Origin of the sequence: Bradyrhizobium sp. AZCC 2289, from assembly GCF_036924615.1 — a bacterium.
Taxonomy (GTDB): Bacteria; Pseudomonadota; Alphaproteobacteria; order Rhizobiales; family Xanthobacteraceae; genus Bradyrhizobium.
Genome location: NZ_JAZHRY010000001.1, coordinates 3,633,431 through 3,653,686 on the forward strand (window position 1 = coordinate 3,633,431; position 20,256 = coordinate 3,653,686).

A 20,256-nucleotide genomic window follows, 5' to 3' on the forward strand; every position below is an offset into this window, starting at 1 on the left:
GATGTCTATGGCATATGCCATGGAGGGCACCGCATGCCCGAGCAGAGACACGTCAAACTATTCCGCAATGGCCGCAACCAGGCGGTCCGGATTCCCGTGGAGTTCGAACTGCCGGGCGATGAAGCCATCATGCACCGTGACGGCGATCGTTTGGTGATCGAGCCGGTGCGCAAGCGTGGGCTGGTCGCCCTGCTCAAGATGATGAAGCCGCTGGAAGAGGACTTTCCCGAGATCGTCGATCCCGTGCCGGCGCGGGAGAAAATGTTTTGACCCGCTACATGCTGGATACCAACATCATGTCGGATCTGATCCGGAATCCGCAGGGCAAAGCCGCGAAACGAATTGCCAGGGTTGGCGAGGACAACATCTGCATCAGCATCATCGTGGCCGCCGAACTCCGCTACGGATGCGCAAAGAGCGGCTCGCAGCGGTTACTCAAGGCCGTCGAAGATCTGCTTGGCGAGATCGAGGTGCTCCCGCTCGAGGTGCCGGCCGACGCCAAATACGGCGGCATCCGATCGGAACTGGAAGCGGCCGGAAAGCCGATCCGCGGCAACGACCTTCTGATCGCCGCCCACGCCTATGCAACCGGCGCCACGATCGTGACCGCCAATTCTGGCGAGTTCAAACGTATCCGTGGCTTGAACGTGGAAAATTGGCTTGCTTGAAGAGGCCGCGCACGGCGTCGCTACGGATCCAGCTCCGGCTTTAGCAGGATTTTGTCCATGACCACCCCGTTCAAGACGATCCGCGCCCGCGCCGAGAAGCGCAAGGGCGGGCCGAAGGCGCTGAACAAGCTGCTGCCGCCCAAGCCGGACCTGAAGGCGCTTGCCAGATTGCGCGACGATCGCGCGCTGGCGGAGATGACCCGGCGGGTATTTTGCGCCGGCTTCGCCTGGAGCGTCATCGAGACGAAATGGCAGGGTTTTGAAAAAGCGTTTCTCGGATTCGAGCCGGGCCGGCTTGCGCTGCAGCCCGATGAATTCTGGGACGGCTTGATGAAGGACGCGAGCATTGTCCGCAACGGCGCCAAGATCATGTCGGTGCGCGCCAACGCCTCTTTCGTCCGCGACGTGGCGAAAGAACATGGCAGCTTCGGCAAGATGTTGGCGAAGTGGCCGGCATCCGACGAGATCGGATTGCTGGCGCTGCTCGCCAAGCGCGGCAGCCGGCTCGGCGGCAATACCGGCCAGATGCTGTTGCGCTTCCTCGGCTGGGACGGCTTTGTGACATCGCGAGACGTGGTGGCGTGCCTGCGCGATGCCGGCCTCGACGTCGCCGAGACGGTCACCTCCAAGCGCGACCTCGCCAAGGTGCAGGCGCAGTTCAACGCCTGGGCCGAGGAGACGGGGCTGCCCTACACGCAGATGTCACGGATTTGCGCGATGTCGATCGGGGAGAATTACAGCAACGAGACGCTGGCGCGATTTATTGGTGGGGAGGAGTGAGGGGTAGGGGTTCGCTCACCACAGTGCCAACCAGGAAAACATCACCGACTCCCCCGCGACAGGCCTGCACGCGGACGACCAGATATTCTGCGGCCGGCCATCGTCGAAGGCGTGTTGCTGCAATTCGGCGACTTGATCACCTTGCGCGGCGGAAAAATCCAGGACCACTGGCCGGTGTATCCGCAATCCGATTGAAGCATGAGCATGGCGAGACGCGGCGCCTCCTTACGTCTCACGCCCCCGATCGAAATCATCCTCGAAACGCAAATGCTTGACGCTACGGCCACGGCGCCGCACGACCTTCAAGGCCTCCATCCCGATTTTAATGTGCATTTCGACATAGTTCTCGGTCACGGTCCGATCCGACGCTTCCGTCTTCACACCCTCCGGGATCATCGGCTGATCGGACACCAGAAGCAGCGCGCCGGTCGAAATGTGGTTGGCGAATCCAACGGCAAAGATTGTCGCCGTCTCCATGTCGATCGCCATGCTTCGCGTACGGCGCAGCATATCCTTGAAGTGATCATCGTGTTCCCAGACGCGACGATTGGTCGTGTACACGGTTCCTGTCCAATAATCCTGGCCGAGATCGCGGATCATCGTCGACACCGCGCGTTGCAACTCGAACGCTGGCAGCGCGGGGACCTCCGGCGGCAGGTAATCATTCGAAGTGCCCTCACCCCGAATGGCCGCAATCGGCAGGATCAAATCGCCAATATGATTTTTGCGTTTCAACCCGCCACATTTGCCGAGAAACAACACGGCCTTCGGCGCGATGGCGCTTAACAGATCCATCACGGTCGCGGCATTCGGGCTTCCCATGCCGAAGTTGATCAAGGTGATCCCCTCGGCAGTCGCATTGGGCATCGGCCGATCGATGCCCTTGACCGAAACGCCGTGCTGCGCGGCGAACCATTCGACATAATTGTCGAAGTTGGTCAGCAGAACATATTCTCCGAATTCAGCAAGCGGCGTGCCGGTGTAACGCGGCAGCCAGTTTTCCACGATGTCCTTTTTCTCTTTCATTACGTTTGGTCTCGTCTGGCGTGCGCAACGACGCTGGCAGTCAAGCTAGTGGACACACGTGTTCCCTGTCCAATGCGAGACGCGCGAATTTGCTGGATTCCACTCATCAAATGTTCCGGAGGATGGCAGCGACGGTAACGGCGATCGTCGGGTTCAATCGCGCAGGAATGATGCTCTGCGACGCCGGGCGCTGGTCCCGCCATACCCGATTGGTTGTATAGTCGAGAACAGCGGGGGGACGTGCTGCGTTGCAACAAGTGTGTCCGAAACCCAACCAGGGAGATCCGCCATGAAAGTCAAGGAAGTGATGCACAAGGGCGTCGACTGGGTTAGCCCCAACACGCCCATCACCGAAATCGCGAAATTGATGCGGGAGCACGACGTCGGTTGCATCCCGATTGGAGAGGATGACCAACTCGTCGGAATGGTGACCGACCGCGATATCGTCTGCAAGGGGCTTGCGAAAAGCAAGTTCGATGCCGGCCGCGCGATGGCGCGCGATGTGATGACCGAAGGTATCCATTGCTGCCGCGAGGATGACGACCTCGCCAAGGCGGTGCACCATATGGAGACGCTCAAGGTCCGCAGGCTGCCGGTGATCAACAAGAGCAAGCGGATGGTCGGCATGATCAGCCTCGGTGACCTCAGCCATTCCGCGTCCGGCGATTTGCTGACCGAGTGCGTCAAGAGCGTTTCGGCCCATCATTGACGCATGGCAGGCACTCCTGCCGCCCGAAATGTGCTAATCAGCGACATGGCGTGAAATGTCGGTGGGTCACCTTTGCGGATCAGATGACGGCTCAGATCGGCTAGACGACGTGAGTTCATCACGCTTCCTGGTTTAAGCGGCGGCCGACCGGCCGCGCGCGAGAGGATTGCTTTGTCTATCGGGAGAGCAACATGTCGGATCCGCAACGCCGGGAGTTTCTGGTCGCGGCAGCCGGGATCGCCTCGCTGGCAACGCTGAGCGGGGCGCAACCGGCCCTCGCCGGCGATCCCAGCTTCATGAACAACGTTCCGGATCCCGTTTTGTCCGGCAAGGATCTGCCGACCTTCAAGTTCGCGCTCGAGAAATCAGAGGGCAAGGTCATCGGCAACAGCTACGGCAAGGAAGCAACCGTCGCGCAACTGCCGATTTCCAAGGGGCTAGCCGGGGTTTCGATGCGGCTCGAGCCGGGCGCGATGCGCGAGCTGCACTGGCACGCCACCGCGGCCGAGTGGGCGTTCGTCATCGAGGGGCGCGTTCGCACCACCGTGATCGATCCCGCCGGCCGCGCCGAGACCAACGACTTCGACCCCGGCGACGTCTGGTATTTTCCCCGCGGCCACGGCCACATGCTGCAATGTCTTGGCGACAAGCCCTGTCATTTCATCCTGATCTTCGACAATGGCTACTTTTCAGAGTTCGGCACCTTCAGCATCACCGACTGGATCGGACATACGCCAAAGCCGCTGCTGGCGAAGAATTTCGGCGTGCCCGAATCCGCGTTCGACAGCTTCCCCAGGGAAGAGGTGTATTTTGCCCGCGGCAAGCAGCCGCCCGCCGAGCCGGCGGTGCCGCTGCAGGGATGGGTTTTGCCGCCGGAGACGCACAAATATCGCCTGCTGGCACAGCCGCCGCTCGCGGTCTATCCGGGCGGTCGCGAGTGGCGGGTCGATTCCAGCCGCTTCCCGATCGCGAAAACCATCACCGGCGTCGTGCTCGAGCTTGATCCCGGCGCGCTGCGAACGCTGCACTGGCATCCGACCGCCGACGAGTGGCAATACGTCATCGACGGCACCGTCAGCGTCACCTTGTTCGGCTCCCATGGCCGCTTCCGCACCGAACAGTTGGACCAGGGCGACGTCGGCTACATCCCGCAGGGCTACGGACACTCGATCGAGAATGTCGGCGACAAGCCCGCGCGCATCCTGATCGGGTTCAACACCGGGATCTATGAGGGCATCGACCTGTCACAATGGATCGCGGGAAACCCCACCGACGTGCTCGCCACCAATTTCAGCCAGCCGCCGGAATTGTTCGAAAAATTCCCGCATCATGACGTGTTCATCACCGACAGGAATGGACCCGGCAAGTAGGTTACCGAGCGCAGAAGCTCACGCCGGCTGGGGTTTCGCGGCCAGCGCGTTGGCGAGCAGTTTGGCGATCTCCGGCTTGCAGGCGCCGCAATTGGTGCCGGCTTTCAGCCGCCGGCCGATGGCTTCGATATTTTTGGCGCCTTTGAGGATCTCGGCCGAGATCTGGCGCTGCCCGACGCCGAAGCAGGAGCAGACGATCGGCCCGATGTCTTCGCCGGCTTCCAGCGGCTGCCCTGTCAGTAGCGACATCCGCGCCTTCGGCGAGAGCATGTCTTTCGCGAACAGACTGGTCAGCCAGGAACGCGAGACGAGTTTGTGGTCCCGTGCGATGAAGATGCATCCCTCCAGTCGGCCGTCGCGAGTGCTGGCATAGCGATAGCGGCCGATGCTGGGATCGCGATAGGCGATCCATTCGACGTCCGCATCCTCGGCGCGGAGCTGCGCGCGCGCCCAGTCGCGCCAGCTCGCCGGCCGTTCCTCCATCGCCAGCTCCATGCGCCAGCAATTGCCCGCGCGTCCGGAAACCCAGTAGCCCGTCTGCGGGCGTTCGATCGCGTGACGGCTGAGGATAAAGGCATGCCATTTTGGCAGATCAGGTTCCGCCTTCACCGGCGTGTGCTTGGATTCCGGCTGTCCGGACATCGGATCGGTGGCGGGATTGACCAGCGCGTTGATGAGGCCGTCGCCGGCATATTCGCCGTTCCAGTGCATCGGCACGAACACGCAGCCGCGCCGCTGTTCGGCGGTGACGGTCACGCGCGCCACCATCTGGCCCCAGGGGCTGGACAAACGGGCGAGCGCGCCGTCGTCGAGGCCGGCCTTGCGCGCATCGTCCGGATGGAATTCCGCGCACGGCTCGAACATGTGCATCATCAGCCGCGGCGACTTGCCGGTCCGCGTCATCGTATGCCACTGGTCGCGAATGCGGCCGGTGTTGAGGACCAGGGGATATTCGCGGCTGGTCGCGTTTTTGGGCGGGCGCGGCACCACCGGGATAAAGCGCGCCTTGCGATCGGATGTGAAGAACCCCCCGGTTTCGAACAGCCGCGGCGTGCCGGTCGGATAATCCGGCGTCACCGGCCATTGCACCGGCGCCAGCGCATCGTAGGCGCGGTCATCGAGCGTGCTCAGCGCAGAGAGATCGAAATCCCGCGCGCCACGATTTTCAAAGCCGGAGAGACCGGCATGCTCGCGAAAGATCTCGGCCACGTTCGTGTAGTCGAAGCCCGAAAATCCCATGCGGCGGGCGACATCGCAAACGATCCGCCAATCGGGCCGCGCGGCGCCGGGCGCCGGCAGGAACCGCCGTTGCCGCGATATACGCCGTTCGGAATTGGTGACGGTGCCGTCCTTTTCGCCCCACGCCGTCGCCGGCAGCAGCACATGGGCGTGACGTGTGGTATCGGTATGCCGCATGCAATCCGACACCACGACGAGGTCGCAGCTATCGAGCGCGGCGCGCGCGCGATTGGCGTCCGGCAGGCTGACCAGCGGATTGGTCGACATGATCCAGACCGCCTTGATGCGGCGATCGGCCATCGCCTCGAACATATCGACCGCCTTGAGCCCGGCCTTGTCTGCGATCACAGGCGAACGCCAGAACCGCTGCACCAATTCGCGGTGTTGCGGATTCTCGATCTCCATGTGGGCGGCGAGTTGATTGGCGAGCCCGCCGACTTCGCGGCCGCCCATGGCGTTGGGCTGGCCGGTCAGCGAAAACGGCCCCATGCCGGGCCGTCCGACCCGGCCGGTCAGCAGATGGCAGTTGATGATCGCATTGACCTTGTCGACGCCGCTGCTCGACTGATTGATGCCCTGGGAATAGAGCGTGACGACCCGTTCGGTCTTGGCGAACCAGTCGAAAAACAATTCGACCGCGCCGCCTGCCAGCCCGCAGACATCGGCGGTATGCGCCACGGTCTGGCCGGCGACTTGCGCCAATGCCGCCTCCGCGCCGGTGGTGAAAGCGCCGACGAACGCGCCGTCGGCCGCCTTCGTCTTCGCGAGATAAGCCAGCAATCCGTTGAACAGAACGGAGTCGCTGCCCGAACGAACAGCCAGATGCAGATCGGCGCCCTCGCATGTCGCGGTCCGGCGCGGGTCGATGACGACAATGCGGCATGCGGGATTTTTGGCCTTCGCCGCCATCATACGCTGGTGAAGGATGGGATGGCACCAGGCCGCATTGGAGCCGACAAGCACCATGAGATCGGCCAGTTCCAGATCTTCATAGCAGCCGGGAACCGTATCGCTGCCGAACGCGCGCTTGTGGCCGGCCACGCTGGAGGCCATGCAGAGCCGCGAATTGGTATCGATATTGGCGGTGCCGACAAAGCCCTTCGCGAGCTTGTTGACGACGTAGTAATCCTCGGTGAGAAGCTGACCCGAGACGTAGAAGGCCACCGAGTCCGGCCCGTACTCCTGGATGGCCTTGCTGAATCCGTCCGCTACATGCTCAAGCGCGGCATCCCAGGTCGCGGCCCGGCCGTCGACCATCGGCTCGAGCAGGCGTCCTTCGAGGCCGATGGTTTCGGCCAGCGCCGAACCCTTCGCGCACAGCCGCCCGAAATTCGCGGGATGCAGCGGATCACCGCGGACGGTGACCGCCCCCGCGGAATCCTTGTCGGCGACGATTCCGCAGCCGACGCCGCAATAAGGGCAGGTTGTCTTCACTGACACGCGTCACCCTCACTCGGCGGCAGCGGCCGCTGCCTGGCGAAGCGACAGCCATACGATACCGTTTTCCACCCTGGTCGGATGCACGCGCGTGCAGCCCTGGTCCGGGGCGACCGCCTCGCCGCTCCTGAGCTCGATGACGAAATTGTGCAGCGGACAGGTAACGCGCTTGTTGTGGACGATGCCCTGCGACAGCGGACCACCTTTATGCGGGCAGCGGTCGTCGAGCGCGAACACCTCGTCATCCTGGCCCCGGAACACCGCGATGTCGCCCGCCGCGGTCCGCACCACGCGCGAGCCGAGGCGCGGAATGTCGTCCAAGGCTCCGATTTCAATCCACTGGGTCATGCGAGTTCCAATTCCGCCAGCGGCACGAACTCGTTGCGATCGACGCCACGCTGGGCGCGCTCGGCCCATGGATCGCTTTGCGAGAATTGCTGCGAGTAGGAGAAGCGGCCGAACAGCGCCTTGCGGTTGGCTATGTCGTCGACCACCTGCTTGCGGATGGCATCGAGACCGACGCGGTCGCACCATTTATACATGCGTTCCAGATACCAGCCCTGCTCGCGATAGAGCTGCGTCAGCGCGCAGATCACTTCCAGTGTCTCGTCCTCGGTCGCCACCTTGGCGAGGAACTCGGTGCCCTTGATGTGAAGGCCGGCGGCGCCGGCGAAATGAATCTCGTATCCGGAATCGACACAGACCACGCCGACATCCTTGCAGGTCGCCTCGGCGCAGTTGCGCGGACAACCCGACACCGCCAGCTTCACCTTGGCCGGCGTCCACGAGCCCCACATGAACTTCTCGATCTTGATGCCGAGACCGGTGGAATCCTGGGTGCCGAAGCGGCACCATTCCGAGCCGACGCAGGTCTTCACCGTGCGCAGCCCCTTGGCATAGGCATGGCCCGACACCATGCCGGCGTCGTTGAGGTCGGCCCAGACCGCGGGCAGATCCTCCTTCTTCACGCCGAGAAGATCGATGCGCTGGCCGCCGGTGACCTTGACGGTCGGAATCTTGAACTTGTCCGCGACGTCGGCAATCGCCCGCAACTCGCCGGGCGTGGTCACGCCGCCCCACATCCGCGGCACCACCGAATAGGTGCCGTCCTTCTGGATGTTGGCGTGGACGCGCTCGTTGATGTAGCGCGACTGCTGGTCGTCGCGATATTCGCCGGGCCAGGTGGCGAGCAGATAATAGTTCAGCGCCGGCCGGCAGGAGTGGCAGCCGTTGTCGGTCTTCCAATCCATGAATTTCATGACATCGGGGATGGTCTTCAACTGCTGCTCGATGATGACGCGGCGCGCGTCATCATGGCTGTGGTCGGTGCACTTGCACATCGGCTTGACCTTCGGCGCCGTCGAATAGTCGCCGCCGAGCGTGAAGGCGAGCACCTGTTCGACGAGGCCGGTACAGGACCCGCATGATGACGACGCCTTGGTGTAGGCGCGGACGTCGTCGATCGTGAACAGCTTCTTTTCCATGATCGCCTTGACGATGGTGCCCTTGCAGACGCCGTTGCAGCCGCAAATCTCGGCCTCGTCGCTCATGGTGGCGGCCGAATTCTGGCCGGCGTGACCGCCGTCGCCGAGATTGGCGGCGCCGAACACCAGCCGCTCGCGCATCTGCGAAATGTCAGTGCCGTCGCGCAGGTGCTGGAAATACCAGGGGCCGTCGACGGTGTCGCCGTAGAGCACGGCGCCGACGATCTTCTTGTCGCGCAGCACGATGCGCTTGTAAACGCCGCGCGCGGCGTCCTGCATCACAACTTCTTCCTTGTCCGCACCGGGCGCGAAATCGCCGGCGGAAAACAGGTCGATGCCGGTCACCTTGAGCTTGGTCGAGACCACCGAACCGGGGTAGCTGGCAAAGCCTTTCATGGCGAGCTGATTGGCGCAGACCTTGGCCTGATCGAACAGCGGCGCGACCAGACCATAGGTCTGGCGGCGGTGCTGCACGCATTCGCCGACCGCATAGATGCGGCCATCATAGGTCTGCATCGTGTCGGAGACGACGATGCCACGCTCGCAATGGATGCCGGCCTTCCGCGCCAGCTCGATGTTCGGGCGGATGCCGACGGCCATCACGACCAGATCGGCCGGGAGTTCCGAGCCGTCGGCGAAACGCACCGCGGTGACATGGTCGTCGCCGAGGATCGCCTGCGTCTGCGCCGGCATCTTGAACACCATGCCGCGCTCTTCCAGCGACTTGCGCAACATGCCGCTGGCGACCGGATCGAGCTGGCGCTCCATCAGGCAGTCGAGCAGATGCACGACGGTGACGTTCATGCCGCGCTTCATCAGGCCGTTGGCGGCTTCCAGGCCGAGCAGACCGCCGCCGATGACGATGGCGTGCTTCCGGCTGTTGGAGGCTTCGACCATGCTGTTGACGTCTTGGATATCGCGAAAGCCGATCACGCCGGGCAGATCCTTGCCCGGAATCGGCAGGATGATCGGATTGGACCCGGTCGCAATCAGCAGGCGGTCATAGGGAACACGAGCCCCCTCGGCGGTGACGACCTCGCAGGTGCGGCGGTCGATCATGACGATGGTCTCACCCTTGCGCAGCGTGATGCCGTTGTCGTCGTACCATTGCTCGGTGTTGAGCATGATGTCGTCGACCGACTTCTCGCCGGAGAGAACCGGCGACAGCAGGATGCGATTGTAATTGCCGTAAGGCTCGGAGCCGAACACCGTGATGTCGTAAAGATGAGGCGCGCGCTCCAGCAGCGTTTCCACTGTGCGGATGCCGGCCATGCCGTTGCCGATCACCACCAGCTTTTGCTTGATCAATTTCTCGAGCATCATCTGCCTTTCAAATTCCGGCGACACCGCGCGTCGACGCGACATGCGTCGTCGACCGATCGAATAGCTGTTGGGAGTTTTGGGGAGCCCATCCGCGGGCAGCTGACCATCATCAATGACGATCGATATTCCCTTGAATACAAAACGCGTGCCAACTCGGCGGCAGCGATTCCACGAGCGATATCAATAGGTTTATCGACTGCCGCAAACTTGGGCTGGCGTTCGCACCGCACAAAAAAGCACCACCCTGCGCGTTTGAGTGGCGCGGTTTGCCGCCCGCAGCGGCAGAGCAGATTTTCTTCCGTGGCGGCGGAATAGCGTCAACGCGTTGCGATTAAAGGCAAAGTGCCGCGCACGATCGGATGGCACAGATATTGCTGCCCTTAGCGCAAATCGAGACCGTCTCAATGACGAGAACGGCGCTCGCTTTCACCCACATTCCATCTGTTTGCGCCGAGACCTGCCGCATCTGCGCGCACGTTATCGGCCGCATGATCGCGAGGCTATCGCAATGAAGTTTGCTGAGTTCAAGAAAGCAGGCCATTGGCCGACACTGCTGGCCGCGTTCCTGTATTTCGATATCAGTTTCATGGCCTGGGTCGCGCTCGGCCCGTTGATCGTCTACATCGCGCGCGACATGAATCTTGCGGTCAGCGAGAAGTTCTCGCTGGTTGCGATACCGGTGCTGGCCGGCGCGTTGCTGCGGGTCCCGATGGGCATCCTCGCCGATATCATCGGCGCCAAGCGAACCGGAATCATCGCGCAGCTCGTCGTCACCGCGGCGACGGCGTGGGTCTGGCGGTTCGGGCTCGACAGCAAACTTGCGATCGAGATCTTCGGCCTCGCGCTCGGCGTCGGCGGTGCGTCCTTTGCCGTCGCGCTGCCGCAGGCGAGCCGCTGGTATCCGCCGCAATATCAGGGCGTGGTGATGGGCATCGCGGGCGCTGGAAATATGGGCGTCGTGCTCGACACGATGCTGGCGCCATCGATCGCCGAACACGCCGGCTGGCAGTCGGTTTTCGGATTGCTGCTGATTCCGATGCTGCTGGTTCTCGGCTATTACGCCTTCGCCGCCAAGGACGCGCCGGGCGAACGCAAGCCGATCTCGCTGAAGGCCTATGGCACGCTGCTGCGCGATCCGGACAGCCGCTGGTTCATGTTCTTCTATTTCATCACGTTCGGCGGCTTCGTCGGACTTGCCAACGCGCTGCCGCTGTATTTCACCGTGCAGTACCACGTATCCGGCGTGGCGGCGGGCCTGCTGGTGTCGCTGATCGTCGCCTTCGGCTCCGGCTTCCGTCCGGTCGGCGGGCTGATCGCCGACCGCATCGGCGGCATCAAGTCCCTGTCGGTGCTGTTTGCGGTGGTGATCACCGCTTATCTCGTCATCGCCTTCATGCCGGAAGGACCAGCGGCGCCGACCGCGGCGGGCTGGCCGCTGCTGCAGATGCCGCGCATTGCATGGATCTCGGTGCTGCTGTTCTCGATCGGCGTCTTGGCACTCGGCATGGGTAACGGCGCTGTATTCCAACTGATTCCGCTCCGGTTCCGCCAGGACATCGGCCTGATGACCGGCCTGGTCGGCTGCGCCGGCGGCGTCGGCGGCTTTTTCCTGGCGCAGACGCTCGGCACCGCCAAGGCCGCCACCGGCGGCTTCGGGGCCGGCTTCGTGTTTTTCGGAGCGCTGGCATTGCTTGGCTTTATCGGACTTGCCATGGTCAAGGTCCGGTGGCGCACGACATGGGGCGCGGTTTCCGGAGCGCGCGTCTGACGACCCGCACTTTCAAGGACTCGGCAGGTCTCTGACGTGACGATTGGCTCGCAGAGAAATCTTCAGGTTCGCGTCGGTTTCGTCAGCGAGACCGGCAAGCGCGCCGCCAACGAAGACTACGTCGCGGCCTGCCTCGGTCAGACCGGCGCATTCAACCGCGACATCGTGGCCGCCGTGGCCGACGGCGTCGGCGGTCACAAGGGCGGACGCGAAGCCGCCGAGCTGACCGTGCGTTGTTTTTTCGACGCCTACTATTCGCTTCCCGAGACATTGGGCGTCCGGCGCATCGCCTCGCGGGCGCTGGAGGCCGCCAATAGCTGGATTTATCAGCAGGGCCGCGTCGATTCCAGGCTGAGCGGCATGAGCTGCGCATTCTCGTCGATGATCCTGTCGCGGCGCACCTGCCATGTCATTCACATCGGCGACACCCGCGCCTACCGCTTGAGCGAGGGCCGGCTGGAGCGGCTGACCAAGGATCACGTCGCCGGACGCGGCGACCTCGCCCATTTGCTCAACCGCGCCATCGGTTTTGAGGATTTCGCGCGCGTCGACTATGCCGCGGTTGGCCTGCGCCAACACGATAGATTACTGCTCTGCAGCGACGGCGTTCACGGGGTGCTCGGCGACGACCGCCTGCAGGTGCTGCTCGACGAGCGCGCGTCGCCGGAAGAAACCGCCCGCGCGCTGGTGGATGCGGCGCTGGCCGCCGGCAGCAACGACAACATGACCGCGCTGGTGCTCGACGTCGTCGATCTGCCGCCCGCTGACCGCGACGAACTCACCCATGCGATCGAGACGCTTCCGATCCTGGAGCTGCCGTCGTCCGGCGACACCATCGACGATTTCGTGCTCGACGAGATGCTGTCCGACGGACGCTACAGCCGGCTGTTCGTCGCCATCGACAAGCGGCAGAACCGCAAGCTGGTGCTGAAATTTCCACATCCGCGCGTCGCCAGCGAAGGCTCATATCGTCTCGCCTTCGTGCGCGAAGCATGGGTGGCGGCTCGTGTGCGAAGCCTGTGGATCGGGGAGATCATCGAAGTCCCCGCCGGACGCCAGACGCGGCTCTATTCGGTGATGCCGTTCTATGAGGGCGAAACGCTCGAGCAGCGCCTGAACCGTTCGCCGCAGATCTCGTTGACCGAGGGCATCGGGATCGCCACCAAGCTGGCGCGTGCGGTGGCAACCCTGCATCGCGCCGGCATCATTCACCGCGACATCAAGCCGGACAACGTCATCCTGCTGACGGCCGGCGGATTGCGGCTGGTCGACCTCGGCGTTGCAAGGGTGCCGCTGCTGGAAGATTTCCCGGCGCAGGACATTCCGGGCACCGCAAGCTACATGGCGCCGGAACTCTTCAACGGGCGCACCGGTGACGAATACTCCGATCTCTATGCGCTGGGCGTGACGGTCTACCGCATGTTCACCGCCGCCTACCCCTATGGCGAGATCGAACCGTTTTCGCGGCCGCGCTTCGGCAAGCCGGTTTCGCTGTCGCGCTATCGCCCGGATTTGCCGGCCTGGCTCGATGCGGTGATCGGCAAGGCGCTCCACGTCGATCCCACCCAACGTTTTGGCGACGTCATCGAATTCGCCCACGAGCTGGAGAACGGCGCGATGTGGGCAAAGCCCGCCGTGGCGAAGCGGCAGGCGCTCTACGACCGCAATCCGCTGATGTTCTGGAAGCTATTGTCGGCGAGCCTCATCATTCTCGTCGCGATATTGCTGGCGTGGCGCTGATCTTCTGCCGCGCCGCCTCAGGCGATCAGATCACGAAGAATCCATGGGTCGCGTCGCGCCGCAGCTGTTCGACGAGGCCGTACTCCCAATCGAGATAGGCCTGCATCGCGCCGGTATCGACATCGGTGCCCTCGTAGGGACGGCGATAGCGATGCGCCGCATCGGGTTTTGGCAAGACTAAAGGCGGCCCCACTTCCAGCTGACGATCGTAACCGCCATCGAGCACATAGGTCTCCCAGCCCATCTGCGCGAGCCAGGACGCCGTCATGTCGGCACGGACGCCCCTGTCGTCGGTCAGGAGGATGCGTGCTCCGCGCACCGGTGCGGCCATGTCGATCTCCTGGACCAGCTGCCCGCCCGGATAGTGGCGAAAACCTGCGACGTGGCCGGCGGCATATTCTTCGGCGTCGCGAACGTCGAAGCGATAGAGCGTGCGGCGGGTCTGCGCCTGCAGTGCCATCGATTCCGCCACGCCGACATGCCGGACGCCGGCGCGATAGGCGACGTCGCGGGCATTCTGTTGCGCGCCCTCGAACGGACCAATCCCGCCGCGCCGGTCAGCGCCATGCTCGAGATTCTGCTTTGCCAGCGTCCAGCCGATGGTCCCGTTGCGCAGCGCCACCACCTTGTTCGGGACGCCGGCGTTGATCAGCGACTGGGTGCCGATGATCGAGCGGGTGCGGCCGGCGCAATTGACGACGATCGTCGTCGCGGGATCGGGTGCGGCGCGGCCCGCACGCAGCACCAGTTCGGCCCCGGGCACGCTGACGGAGCCCGGGATGTTCATGGTGGCATATTCGTCGAAGCGCCGGACATCGAGCACGGCGATATTGGCTTTGCTCGCAATCAGGGCGGCGACTTCTTCCGCCGGCAGCGAGGGCGTGTGGCGGCGGGACTCGACCAGTTCGCCAAACGCCTTGGCGTAGGAATTCACATCCTGAAAGAGTTCGTAGCCTGCGTCCCGCCAGGCCCGCAGTCCACCGTCGAGCTGGCGAATGTCGTTGTAGCCCAACGCCTGAAGGCGATCGACGGCGTGCGGAACCAGGCCTTCGCCGGCGTCGTAGACGACGATCGGCACGTCCTTGCGGGGCAGCCTCGTCTCGGCCTCGAGCGCGATCCTGCCGGCCGCCATGTTGGCGGCAAACAGGGGATGGCCGGTGGCAAAATCGGCCTCGTGCCGCAGATCGAGCAGTGCGATTTCATCGCGCAGCAGCAGCGCGCTGCGGACTTGCGAGGGCGTGACGGAGGGTGCGGTCATGGATGGCAGGTTGGGATCAAAATTGTGGCTACCTTGCCGCGCATCAATAGCTATCCCGGCTGAAAAGGCAAAGACGCGACGTACGACCATTTTGCGAAGAGATCGGCGACATCGGCCGCCAACGGCGCGAAGGCCGCATCGAACCCCTGCCCCGCGCGCGTCCGCTCGCCGACCCCGGCGATCGCTGGCGCGCCCAGACAGACACGAACGGCGCTGTGATTTCCGACCGCGACGGGCTGGCCGACATGGAAAACGCGGTCCGGCACGCCGGCGATACCCGCTTGAAAAGGCGTTCGCAATGCGCGCTGCATCACGTCGGCGGCCAACGGCATCCCATTGCCGTCACATGCGACGATCGGAAATATCGTCCGCTGCTGGATATCCCCATCCCCGTGATCCCGATCGACCAGATCAAGACGGGAAGACGATGAAGCATGTTCGCAAACCAGCTCTGAAAAACGCGCGGTCACGCGCGCGCGGAGGTTCGGGCTCGTACGCCTATGCCGGCTTGGGCACGACGTGCCGTGGGTGAAGGGGTGTGGTTACTTGTCCACGTTAAGGAAAACCTCTCTCCCATCGCAGCCTCTGACGATCACGTTCGAGAGCGCCATTTCCCCGGGATGGCAGGGTGAATCCGCCGACGTTGTATCCGATGTGCCGATGGATCCCATCTGAATAAGCTGGCTTATCTGACTACGCTGCATTCCCTAGTTTCTCCTCATCGGCAATCCAGGCCCTGTCGAGGAGAACACGATGAACCAATCATTCACGCCCGTCCGTGTCGGACGCTACACTCTGCCAAACCGTCTGGTCATGGCCCCGATGACCCGCAGCCGCGCGAAGTTCGACGGCACGCCGGGAGAACTGGCCGCCGAATATTATGCCCAACGCGCCGGCGTCGGCCTGATCGTCACCGAAGGCACTCAACCCTCGGATGACGGACAGGGCTACCTCGCCACGCCGGGCATCTACATGCCCGCGCACATCGCGGGGTGGAAGAAGGTGACCGCAGCTGTGCATGACAAGGGCGGCCGTATCTTCATCCAGATCATGCACGCGGGACGTATGTCGCACCCCGACAACACGCCGCATCATCGTCAAGCCGTAGCGCCCGCCGCGATCGCGCCGGGGAGTCAGATGTTCACGGCAACAGGAATGCAGGACATTCCGACACCGCGCGCGCTGACGACCGAGGAAGTGCGCCGGACCGTCGCCGACTTCCGCCATGCGGCGCGCTGCGCCATCGAGGCTGGCGCCGATGGTGTCGAGATTCACGGCGCGAACGGCTATCTCGTCCAACAGTTCGTCGCCCCGAGCGCCAACACGCGCACCGATGAATATGGCGGCTCCATCGCGAACCGCGCCCGTTTCGCCATCGAAGTTGCCACGGCGATTGCCGATGAAATCGGCGCGGACAGGACGGCCATCCGCCTGTCCCCCGGCATCACCATGTGGGGGATCGACGAAGGCGCGGAAGGCCCGGCCCTCTACCGCTATCTGGTCGCCGAACTCGACAAGCTTGGTCTGGCCTACCTGCACATCTTGCACACCGGCGACGAGCAGCTGGCGGGCGACGTACGCGCGCTGTGGAAGCAATCGCTGATCGTGAACCGGCCCGGTCGTCCGCGCGACAAGATCGGCGCTGATGTGACTTCGGGGCTGGCCGACCTGGAAGCCTACGGCCAGATGGTCCTTGCCAACCCGGATTTCGTCGCACGGGTGAAGACCGGTGCGCCGATGAACGACGCGGATCGCGCCAGCTTCTTTGGCGGCGCCGCGCAGGGCTATACCGACTATCCCGCGCGTGAGGCGGCCACGGCCGCGTAAGGCGCGCGGCTACGTCCGTCATCGCTTCGGTCCAGCGGCAAATCATGGCAGCCATTTCCGGGCCTATGGCCTGCGTGGCATGGCCAAACTGATCGACCCCATCATTGGGGTCGATTATGCGTGGATCGGCGAGATTGGCTGCAGCTTTCCGCCACACAAACCGGCCGACGTAAAACGACGCCCTCCGCGAGCGGCCTGACCAGTCACACCCTTCTATCGGAAGCAAGTGCGCCCGGCGCCGTGTTGCCGCTGGCGACGAATTGCTCAAACCGCCGATATACGCGGGCATTGCTATCGAACTCACTCCGCCAACGCTCGAGGTTCGACGAGCCATCGTGACCGCCTAAGGCGGATCAAGTCCGAGAAGGCGTGACCACCTTGCGACGTTGAGCCTCCGACGGATCTCCCGATCACTGCCGTGCGGAAAACATCCACCCCTCCGGGTGGGTGCGGCATCGGCCGCATATCGGATAAACCGATGGATATCATCGAAATAAATCGGCTGTTGCCCGGACGGTCGGCATCTTAGCTTCGTCTCACTTTCAACCTCACACCCAACGGAGTCCAATATGAGCGCAACTTCTATCCAATCAGTTCGTCCTACGCGTCGCATCGGCGCCTGGACGTTGCAGGGTATCCTCGCGGCGGCTTTCCTTGCCGCCGGCCTCGCCAAGCTGGCGGGCGTTCCTTTCATGGTCGACTTGTTCGAGCAGATCGGACTCGGCCAATGGTTTCGCCTCGCGACCGGCGTGGTGGAAGTGACCGGCGCCGTCGCCCTGCTCGTTCCCGGCCTGGCTTCAATCGGCGCCCTGTGGCTCGGATTCACCATGGTCTGTGCCGTGGCAACCCATGTGTTCGTCCTGCACACCAGTCCGGTCCCGGCGATCGTCCTGGGATTGCTCAACGCGGTGGTTGTCTACCTGCGGCGCGATGAACTTGCTGGCTTGCTTCACCGGGTCAAGGGCTGAGCTTTGAAGTTTAGAGATAGCCAAACCTCAGGAGAACGAAAATGAAGACCGATGCAGTGTTCACGCGTCCGATACGCGCTGAAGAGACTTCCCGGCAGATTGCTCTGCGCACGCGTGGACACTCGCATGGGCGCGTTACCCGACTGGTCAGTCCGGGCGACATTGGTGAACTGATCAAGCCGTTCGTCTTTCTCGACTACTTCGACGCCGATCCGGCGACTGCACCAGAATTCGGATTTCATCCCCATTCAGGAATTGCGACTCTAACCCTAATTCTGTCCGGGCAGGCTTTCTACAAGGAGACCACCGGCCGCGAAGGCGTCATCGAGACCGGCGGTGTTGAGTGGATGCGCGCCAGTAGTGGCGTTTGGCATACCGGCGGAATGTTCGGCAAGGAGCGGATCAAGGGCTTTCAGCTCTGGGTCGCCATGCCGCCCGAGCTCGAACTTGCCGAACCCCAAAGCCAATATCTCGACGCTTCCGACTTCGATTCTGCCGGTCCCGCGAGGGTTATCGCAGGCGAATACGGCGGTGTGAAAAGCATTGTCGAGTCGCCTCAAAGCATCACTTACCTCGACGTGCGCCTCAAGGCCGGAGAGCGCTGGACCTTTCACCCGACCAAGGGGCACGACGTCGCCTGGATCGCATCGCACCAAGGGATCGTGACAGCGCCAGAGCAGGTATCGATGGGCGAAGTCGCCGTATTCGAGGAGGGCGATCAGGCGATCGAGTTCGAAGCGCTCTCCGATGCCGGCTTCATCCTCGGCTCCGCGGTCAAGCACCCTTACGACCTGGTGACCGGGCACTACTCCGTGCATACCAACGCGGATTCCTTGCGCATTGGAGAGAGCAATATCGCCGATATTGGCCGCCGGCTGCGCAACCAGGGTGTCTTGGCACGCACAGGACGCTGAGGATTGGAGAGATTAGCCCAGTTGAGAACACTGTGGAGGAAAGCAATGTTTGGATCAGGTGGAGTTCAGCTTTTTCGACGCGTAGCCGGGGCCCGGGAGTGCCCGGACAGGTCCGATAGACGCTTGCCGCTCCGGTCAGAACACTTCCCAGTCCAGGCAAGAGGCCGCGAGATCGTCACACAGCACGGCGCCATTATCGCGGTAGCAGCCGATCCTGCGATGAGCGAGGAGATAGCTCGGCGTTTAAACAAAAGCGATTGGAGCGACCAGGAGGATCAATGGGCGCTCTGAGCACCTGACGTTGACGAATCGTACCTCTTCCCCGCCCTGAAACGGTGAAGGCCTTGGTAATTCGCAAGCTAGAAAGTGTCCACGAGTCGAATAGCGCGACCTCAATGGTTGATATGACCCGCCAATTGGGCAGTATATCATGCGTTTTAGCATCGGTTTGGTCGATAGGTAGGTCCCATGCTCGACGCCGTCTCTCTCGATCAACTGCGCACGTTCATCGCCGCGGTCGATGAAGGAAGCTTTTCTGCCGCCTCCCGCAAGTTGTTGCGCTCGCAGTCTGTTGTGAGTGAGACAATCAGCAATCTTGAGGACCAGATGGGCGTGCAGTTGTTCGACCGCTCTGGCCGCTATCCCAAACTCACCCCGGCGGGATTGGCCATTCTGGGCGATGCTCGCAGCATCATCACCGGGGTCGACTTCCTGAAGGCCCGGGCGAAGGGCATGTCGGTTGGCCTGGAGCCGGAATTGTCCGTGGTGATCGACGTCTTCTATCCGATCGACGCGATTACTCAAGTGGCCAAGGAGTTTCGGCAGAAATACCCGGGAGTGGCGCTCCGCATCTATGTCGAGGCGCTCGGAGGAGCCGTTAAGCCCGTGCTTGACGGTCGCTGCAGCGTCGGCGTCGTCGGATCACTCCCGGCGATTCCGGATACACTGACCTATGAGCGGTTGCCCGGTATCGCGTTTCTCATGGTTGCTTCCCGGGATCATGCACTGACTTCCTACCGAGGCAAAATTCCCAAGGAAGTTCTTGGAAAACATACCCAGATCGTTCTCACCGACAGGTCGGAGCTATCCTCGGGACGCGAATTCGGCGTCATGTCGCCGACGGTCTGGCGGCTTGCTGACCTCTTCGCCAAGCATCATTTTTTGCTCAACGGTCTGGGTTGGGGCGGAATGCCGTTGCATGCCGTGCGCAAGGATTTGGAAGAAGGGCGCCTTTCCGCGCTGCTTATCGAGGACGTGCCTCTCGATGGTTTGATTCTGGCGATGTCGGCGGTGTGGCAGACCAAGTCACCGCCTGGCCCCGCCGGCCGATGGTTTGTCGATCGCCTGAAGCAAATTCCGGTGGATACGGGCAAAGTGCCGAAACCGCCGGTCACCAGGAAGAAGGCGAGACGGTCTGCGAAAGCTTAACCGGACGCCGGTGTCCCTATCATGAGAAGCAACGGATACAGACGCGCTTTCCGCAAAGGAGCTTTCAGTTGACCGAAGTGTAGTCGCGGTCACGCGCGATGGTGCGCAAGTCGTCGCGACGGGATGACGAAGCGAACCGCGCTCGGGTCTGCGACGGCGGTGTCGAGCGAGTGCAGTAGGTGAGAAGGCGGCGGCCCGCGCGAGGCGTCGGGCTCCGCTCATACAACTTTCGCCATGCTTGCGGAAACGAGGGCGGGACACTGTGAGCAAGGCACTCGACCGTCGCCGCCCGTGGCCGGGCGCGGCGGCAATCCTGG

Annotated in this window: 17 protein-coding genes; 11 read left to right on the forward strand and 6 right to left on the reverse strand. The window is 62.9% G+C overall.

Annotation, left to right across the window (positions count from 1 at the left end):
* The first annotated feature begins 33 nt into the window (after positions 1–33).
* The 3 genes from V1289_RS17425 to V1289_RS17435 are packed head-to-tail and all read left to right on the forward strand — an operon-like array spanning position 34 to position 1,448.
* Positions 34–270 (forward strand): antitoxin, encoded by a 237-nt coding sequence (locus V1289_RS17425; protein WP_334398037.1) that lies wholly within the window; start codon positions 34–36, stop codon positions 268–270.
* An 8-nt stretch (positions 271–278) separates the two neighbouring features.
* Positions 279–668 carry a type II toxin-antitoxin system VapC family toxin gene (locus V1289_RS17430; RefSeq protein WP_442896185.1) on the forward strand — a complete coding sequence of 130 codons (390 nt, stop codon included), beginning with the start codon at positions 279–281 and terminating at the stop codon, positions 666–668.
* A gap of 57 nt (positions 669–725) precedes the next feature.
* Positions 726–1,448, forward strand: coding sequence for a DNA-3-methyladenine glycosylase I (locus V1289_RS17435; RefSeq protein ID WP_334398039.1), 723 nt, complete (start codon positions 726–728; stop codon positions 1,446–1,448).
* Between the two features lie 225 nt (positions 1,449–1,673).
* Here the strand turns inward: V1289_RS17435 and V1289_RS17440 are convergent, their stop codons facing one another.
* A complete protein-coding gene (locus V1289_RS17440) occupies positions 1,674–2,474 on the reverse strand; it encodes an AMP nucleosidase (RefSeq protein WP_309180190.1) in 801 nt (266 codons plus the stop codon).
* Positions 2,475–2,763: 289 nt separating this feature from the next.
* Here V1289_RS17440 and V1289_RS17445 point away from each other — a divergent pair, with 289 nt between their 5' ends.
* Positions 2,764–3,183 carry a CBS domain-containing protein gene (locus V1289_RS17445; RefSeq protein WP_334398040.1) on the forward strand — a complete coding sequence of 140 codons (420 nt, stop codon included), beginning with the start codon at positions 2,764–2,766 and terminating at the stop codon, positions 3,181–3,183.
* Between the two features lie 191 nt (positions 3,184–3,374).
* A complete protein-coding gene (locus V1289_RS17450; RefSeq protein WP_334398041.1) occupies positions 3,375–4,553 on the forward strand; it encodes a cupin domain-containing protein in 1,179 nt (392 codons plus the stop codon).
* 18 nt (positions 4,554–4,571) lie between these two features.
* Here V1289_RS17450 and V1289_RS17455 read toward each other — a convergent pair whose 3' ends face one another.
* Genes V1289_RS17455 through nirB form a run of 3 tightly spaced genes read right to left on the reverse strand, consistent with a single transcriptional unit; the run spans position 4,572 to position 10,018 of the window.
* Positions 4,572–7,232 (reverse strand): nitrate reductase, encoded by a 2,661-nt coding sequence (locus tag V1289_RS17455; protein ID WP_334398042.1) that lies wholly within the window; start codon positions 7,230–7,232, stop codon positions 4,572–4,574.
* A 9-nt stretch (positions 7,233–7,241) separates the two neighbouring features.
* A complete protein-coding gene (gene nirD, locus V1289_RS17460; RefSeq protein ID WP_334398043.1) occupies positions 7,242–7,577 on the reverse strand; it encodes a nitrite reductase small subunit NirD in 336 nt (111 codons plus the stop codon).
* Entirely contained in the window at positions 7,574–10,018 is a 2,445-nt protein-coding gene (gene nirB, locus V1289_RS17465) for a nitrite reductase large subunit NirB (RefSeq protein ID WP_334407517.1), read from the reverse strand. Before nirB ends, nirD begins: the two co-directional genes overlap by 4 nt.
* A gap of 526 nt (positions 10,019–10,544) precedes the next feature.
* Between nirB and V1289_RS17470 the strand changes: the two genes are divergently transcribed.
* On the forward strand, positions 10,545–11,804 hold the full coding sequence (locus V1289_RS17470; RefSeq protein ID WP_334398044.1) for an MFS transporter: 1,260 nt from the start codon (positions 10,545–10,547) through the stop codon (positions 11,802–11,804).
* Between the two features lie 36 nt (positions 11,805–11,840).
* Positions 11,841–13,544 (forward strand): protein kinase domain-containing protein, encoded by a 1,704-nt coding sequence (locus V1289_RS17475; protein ID WP_334398045.1) that lies wholly within the window; start codon positions 11,841–11,843, stop codon positions 13,542–13,544.
* Between the two features lie 25 nt (positions 13,545–13,569).
* Here V1289_RS17475 and V1289_RS17480 read toward each other — a convergent pair whose 3' ends face one another.
* Both V1289_RS17480 and V1289_RS17485 read right to left on the reverse strand, forming a co-directional pair.
* The gene (locus tag V1289_RS17480) at positions 13,570–14,802 is read right to left on the reverse strand and encodes a rhodanese-like domain-containing protein (protein WP_334398046.1); all 1,233 of its coding nucleotides are present in this window, start codon (positions 14,800–14,802) and stop codon (positions 13,570–13,572) included.
* Positions 14,803–14,852: 50 nt separating this feature from the next.
* Positions 14,853–15,272 carry a hypothetical protein gene (locus tag V1289_RS17485; RefSeq protein ID WP_334398047.1) on the reverse strand — a complete coding sequence of 140 codons (420 nt, stop codon included), beginning with the start codon at positions 15,270–15,272 and terminating at the stop codon, positions 14,853–14,855.
* Positions 15,273–15,555: 283 nt separating this feature from the next.
* On the opposite strand from V1289_RS17485, the gene V1289_RS17490 reads away from it, so the two are divergent.
* The 4 genes from V1289_RS17490 (at position 15,556) to V1289_RS17505 (ending at position 19,939) form a co-directional block, all read left to right on the forward strand.
* Complete coding sequence (locus V1289_RS17490; protein WP_334398048.1) at positions 15,556–16,629, forward strand: alkene reductase; 1,074 nt, start codon at positions 15,556–15,558, stop codon at positions 16,627–16,629.
* A gap of 569 nt (positions 16,630–17,198) precedes the next feature.
* Positions 17,199–17,597, forward strand: coding sequence for a DoxX family protein (locus V1289_RS17495; RefSeq protein WP_334398049.1), 399 nt, complete (start codon positions 17,199–17,201; stop codon positions 17,595–17,597).
* Between the two features lie 41 nt (positions 17,598–17,638).
* A complete protein-coding gene (locus tag V1289_RS17500) occupies positions 17,639–18,511 on the forward strand; it encodes a pirin family protein (protein ID WP_334398050.1) in 873 nt (290 codons plus the stop codon).
* A gap of 468 nt (positions 18,512–18,979) precedes the next feature.
* Positions 18,980–19,939, forward strand: coding sequence for a LysR family transcriptional regulator (locus tag V1289_RS17505; protein WP_334398051.1), 960 nt, complete (start codon positions 18,980–18,982; stop codon positions 19,937–19,939).
* Positions 19,940–20,256: the final 317 nt, after the last annotated feature.

Excerpts from the sequence above, each read along its gene's own strand:
- V1289_RS17430 (WP_442896185.1), top strand. The coding sequence starts at position 279 with ATGCTGGATACCAACATCATGTCGGATCTGATCCGGAATCCGCAGGGC.
- V1289_RS17490 (WP_334398048.1), top strand. The coding sequence starts at position 15,556 with ATGAACCAATCATTCACGCCCGTCCGTGTCGGACGCTACACTCTGCCA.
- V1289_RS17480 (WP_334398046.1), bottom strand. The coding sequence starts at position 14,802 with ATGACCGCACCCTCCGTCACGCCCTCGCAAGTCCGCAGCGCGCTGCTG.
- V1289_RS17495 (WP_334398049.1), top strand. The coding sequence starts at position 17,199 with ATGAGCGCAACTTCTATCCAATCAGTTCGTCCTACGCGTCGCATCGGC.
- V1289_RS17440 (WP_309180190.1), bottom strand. The coding sequence starts at position 2,474 with ATGAAAGAGAAAAAGGACATCGTGGAAAACTGGCTGCCGCGTTACACC.
- V1289_RS17505 (WP_334398051.1), top strand. The coding sequence starts at position 18,980 with ATGCTCGACGCCGTCTCTCTCGATCAACTGCGCACGTTCATCGCCGCG.
- nirD (WP_334398043.1), bottom strand. The coding sequence starts at position 7,577 with ATGACCCAGTGGATTGAAATCGGAGCCTTGGACGACATTCCGCGCCTC.
- V1289_RS17445 (WP_334398040.1), top strand. The coding sequence starts at position 2,764 with ATGAAAGTCAAGGAAGTGATGCACAAGGGCGTCGACTGGGTTAGCCCC.
- V1289_RS17500 (WP_334398050.1), top strand. The coding sequence starts at position 17,639 with ATGAAGACCGATGCAGTGTTCACGCGTCCGATACGCGCTGAAGAGACT.
- V1289_RS17470 (WP_334398044.1), top strand. The coding sequence starts at position 10,545 with ATGAAGTTTGCTGAGTTCAAGAAAGCAGGCCATTGGCCGACACTGCTG.
- V1289_RS17435 (WP_334398039.1), top strand. The coding sequence starts at position 726 with ATGACCACCCCGTTCAAGACGATCCGCGCCCGCGCCGAGAAGCGCAAG.
- V1289_RS17450 (WP_334398041.1), top strand. The coding sequence starts at position 3,375 with ATGTCGGATCCGCAACGCCGGGAGTTTCTGGTCGCGGCAGCCGGGATC.
- V1289_RS17425 (WP_334398037.1), top strand. The coding sequence starts at position 34 with ATGCCCGAGCAGAGACACGTCAAACTATTCCGCAATGGCCGCAACCAG.